4 protein-coding genes are annotated in these 3,971 nt (G+C 61.6%); all 4 read left to right on the top strand.

Going from position 1 to position 3,971, the window contains the following annotated elements; all coding sequences use genetic code 11:
• The first annotated feature begins 228 nt into the window (after positions 1-228).
• Positions 229-1,713 (top strand): hypothetical protein, encoded by a 1,485-nt coding sequence (locus ABJK56_RS13965; protein ID WP_347245280.1) that lies wholly within the window; start codon positions 229-231, stop codon positions 1,711-1,713.
• The gene (locus ABJK56_RS13960; RefSeq protein ID WP_347245279.1) at positions 1,710-2,447 is read left to right on the top strand and encodes an RAMP superfamily CRISPR-associated protein; all 738 of its coding nucleotides are present in this window, start codon (positions 1,710-1,712) and stop codon (positions 2,445-2,447) included. Before ABJK56_RS13965 ends, ABJK56_RS13960 begins: the two co-directional genes overlap by 4 nt.
• Positions 2,437-3,591, top strand: coding sequence for an RAMP superfamily CRISPR-associated protein (locus ABJK56_RS13955; protein WP_347245278.1), 1,155 nt, complete (start codon positions 2,437-2,439; stop codon positions 3,589-3,591). The genes ABJK56_RS13960 and ABJK56_RS13955 overlap by 11 nt, the downstream gene beginning before the upstream one ends.
• Positions 3,592-3,594: 3 nt before the next feature.
• Positions 3,595-3,971: hypothetical protein (locus tag ABJK56_RS13950; protein ID WP_347245277.1), on the top strand; the 377-nt coding region annotated here is incomplete at its 3' end.

Below are 3,971 nucleotides of genomic sequence, written 5' to 3'. Positions count from 1 at the left end.
TTCACCCACGTGGGGAAGGACGCGGTGAAGGGGAATGGGTGGTATGGGGTGGAGGTCAGCGAAGAACGGATAGAAAGCAGATGCAAACCCTGATCCCCCCTGGGGAGTGAGCCCCAGGCAATGACCATTGTGCTGGATCGGCTGCTGGCGGAAGGTTTTGCATCGGCCAGGTCGTGATTATCTACACCGCAGCCACAAAGGGGTAGGCGGCGGGAGAAAGGAGGAACGATGAGAGGAGAAGGACAATGGCTGGTCTGCTTTGATACCGATAGAATCAAACAGTATTTGCTCGCCACCAACCGGCTGGAGGAGATCCGCGGCGGCAGCGCTTTGATCGCCGATCTTGACAAAAAGCGAAAGTGTGGCCTTGAAAGTCGCTATGGACAGCAGAGGGTTGTCTATTCTGCTGGCGGTGGCGCGGCTGTGCTGGTGCCGACGGAGCAAGAGGCACGCAGTTTGATCGCGGAAATTGAGCGCGAGTTTCGTGCGGCAACCGTTACTGCCTCCATCACCGGCGCGTGTGTGTGGACAGATACCTCGCCGGGAAGGTTTGGAGCGGAGATGAGCCGGGCCGGCAGGGAATTGCGCCGGGCCAAAGCGGCCAAAGCGGAACTGGCCAGCGTGCCCATAGAACCCTACATGCGCCTTTGCAGTTCTTGTGGACAACATCCGGCAGCGCACCAGGCCCAGGATGGCAGCGGCGATTGGTTGTGCCAGGCCTGCCAGAAGAAGCGGGAATTGGGCAGGCGGGAGCGTAAGGGGTTCTTTTACGAGTTCATTGAATGGGCCGCTGAGCCAACGGTCTGGGAGGAGGAAGAATTACCCAAGGACCTGGATGCCATTGGATCGGTTTCTTCGCCGCCTGGCTATGTGGGGTTCATCGCACTGGACGGCAATCAGATCGGGGATTTGTTGAGCAAACCAGCGACTGTAGAGGCCTACCGTGCTTTTTCCGAAGGGCTCTGGGGTTTGACGAAAGAACAGACATTTGCGGCGTTGAAGAAGTACGGCCTTCCGCGCAATGGCATTGCGCCCTTTGAGATCATCTTGATTGGCGGGGACGACGTGCTGCTGATCACCGCCGCCGATATGGCCGTTGAAGTTGCTCTGGCCATTGCCGAAGGGTTTGAGGCGCAATCATCAAGGCAAGTTTTGTCGCCGGCGGGCCTATCTGACGAACGTAAGAAACTGACGATGGCCGGCGGTGTGGTGCTGGCCCACGCCGATTTCCCCATTCCGGCGATGTACGCGCTGGCCGAAGCGCTGCAAAAGTCGGCCAAGAGACTCTGTGCCGAACAGGGATACGAGACCGGCGCGATAGACTTTCAGGTCGTTTCGGGGAGTGACACTGACCTGGACATGCTGCGCGCGGCGATCCCCCATCATCGGCCGTATCCGCTGGCGGAACTGCGGAAACTTCTCTATTACATTCGCCAATTCAAGGCGGCGGGTTTTCCCACAAGCCAGTTGCAGGCCATGTATCAGGCGCTGTTTGAGGGGGAAGTGAACGCCCAATTGGCCAGCATCGCCACGCTGGGCTATCTGGGCCGAAGCGCGGACAAGACGCGCTACAACCGGCTCAAGGCGTTCTTCAAAGATTTTGGTGTTCAGTTCGAGGGGCAACTGCCACCGTGGGATGCCAATAAACGTTCGGCGCTCGCCGACCTGGTGGAACTGTATCCTTTCATTTCAGCGAAAGGAGAGGCGGAATGACACGGGCGTATATCAAAATCGAACCACTTGTAATTGAGATGGACGGCCCCTTGGCGCTGAACACCGGCTTTCGGCGCGGCCTCATCCATCGCACCGTTGAGCGTGATGCCGATGGCTTGGCCTATATCCCCGCCTCGTCGCTCAAGGGGCGCGTGCGGCGGGCTTGCGAACAGGTGGCCCGCCGGTCCGGATTGCGTGTCTGCCATGCCCCGCGCCCGACCGGAATGTGCTCGGCGCACACGCGACAACCCTGCCTGGTCTGCCGGGTGTTCGGAATGCCAGGCCGAGGGAGTGGACTTCACTGGCAGGATGCTCGGCTGGCCCAAGATTACCAGAACGTGTTGGGTGGCAATGAAGCCCATCGCGAGGCGCAGTTTTACACCCGCACCCAGGTTCAACTCAGCCGGGCGCTGGGAATCGCCGCTGCGGATCGCCTGTTCACCGCCGAGTTCGCCATTGAAAATCTGCGCTTTGAATCTGCCATCACCGGCTGGCTGGATGTGACGCCAATCGCCGGCGATGACACGACTGGTGGTTATGAACTGCTGCTACTGCTGGCCGGACTACGGCTTGTTAACACCCTGGGAAGCGGGAGCAGCCGCGGCGCAGGGCATTGCGCAATCCACTTACCCGAACAGGTTACTCTCGGCGAACGATCCATCAAGGTGGCAGATGTGCTCGTTCATCTCGACCTGCTGGGTGAGTTTGACGAGGAGGCGCGGAATGACAACTGAATTCGTCCTGACCCTCCAACTGCGCGCGCCGCTGGCCCTGCACCAGACGCGCGCCGGCGTCCAGTACGTTGGAACTCTGGACTATATCCCCGGCACGGCGTTGCGCGGCGCGCTGGCCGAGGCCTATCTGGCCGAGCATGGCATGCCCGATGACACCTTTCGCGCTCTGTTCCTCTCTGAGCAAGTGCAGTATGGCGATTTATGGCCGGCGGTGGAGGGGGAGCGTACACTGTTGCTGCCGGCCACTGCGCGGGCTTGCAAACGCCACGGCCTGAGCCACCCGGCGAGTTTTCGTGATGCGTTGTTGGATGTGTTGGGCAAGCCGGAGGGCGAAGAGAAATGTCCGAGTCCGAATTGTGGCGAGTCGCTGGATCGCGTGAGCGGCTACCTGAGCGGCCTGGAGCCCGTGGCGGCGTTGTCCCCTCGCTCCCGCCTGCGGGTGAACACGGCCATTGAACGCAGCACCGGCACAGTAGCGCGGGAGATGTTGTTCACCCAACACACATTGATCGGGCGACGCAAAATCCAGGACCGGTCCGAGCCCATCCTGTTCCAGGGCCCGGTACGGCTGGCCGACCTGTCTCTGAAAGACTCCCTGGAGACCCTGCTCCAGGTCCCCCTGTTTCTGGGCGCCGGCCGCAGCCGGGGATTGGGCCAGGTTGAGGTCAAAGCCTGGGAGGAAGCCCCGGCCGGCGAACCCCTGGCGGAGCGCTGGCGCAAGTTCAACGAGGCAGCACACCGCGCGGGCGGAGACCCTCGCAAGCGTTACTTTTCCCTGACCCTGTTGAGCCATCTGGCCCTGCGCGATGACCTTCTGCGGCCGGTGCTGGATAGGATCACCCCGCAGCATTTCGGACTGCCCGACGGCGTTGCCTGGGTGCGCTACCCGGATTCCGAACGGGCGGTTCTATTCCTCAGCGCCGTCACCGTTCCCGGTTGGAACGCGGCCCTGGGGCTGCCCAAGCCGGATACCGTCGCCCTGGCGCGAGGCTCGGTGCTCCTGGGAGAGTGCGATGCTGCTCAGGAGCAGGCTATCCTGACACGGTTGACCGAGATAGAGGCCGAGGGCGTGGGGGAGCGACGCAGTGAGGGCTTCGGCCGCGTGGCTGGCTGTTATCCGATTCACTACGAATGCTGGAGGTGAGCGATGAGCAAGCGAACGCTTCAGGAGATGGCCCTGCGTGTAGCACTGGACCGGGCCGTTGCCCGCCAGAGCGACGAATATGATCGGCGTGCCCAGGAGTATGCTGACCGGTTAATCAGCACCGCACTGGACAAAACCCAGGTACGCGGGCTGGAAACATTGGCCAGCACTACCGACAAAGTGTCCGACATCACCGACTGGCTCAAATTGCGCGTGGGACGCGACTCTAAACGAGAGGGGTGGGCCAAGGATGGCATCGGGCGCGACCTGGTGACGACCCTTGAGGGGCTGCGCAACGACGCCAAAAAGATCGTTGCCGGACTCAGGGTAGGCGAAGGCCGGGTAGGCGAAGGCCGGGTAGGCGAAGGCCGGGTAGGCGA

The sequence above is a fragment of the Thermogutta sp. genome (assembly GCF_039793925.1).
GTDB lineage: Bacteria > Planctomycetota > Planctomycetia > Pirellulales > Thermoguttaceae > Thermogutta.
The sequence above is the reverse complement of the archived record's forward strand: the minus strand, read 5'-3'. Positions and strand labels throughout refer to the sequence as shown.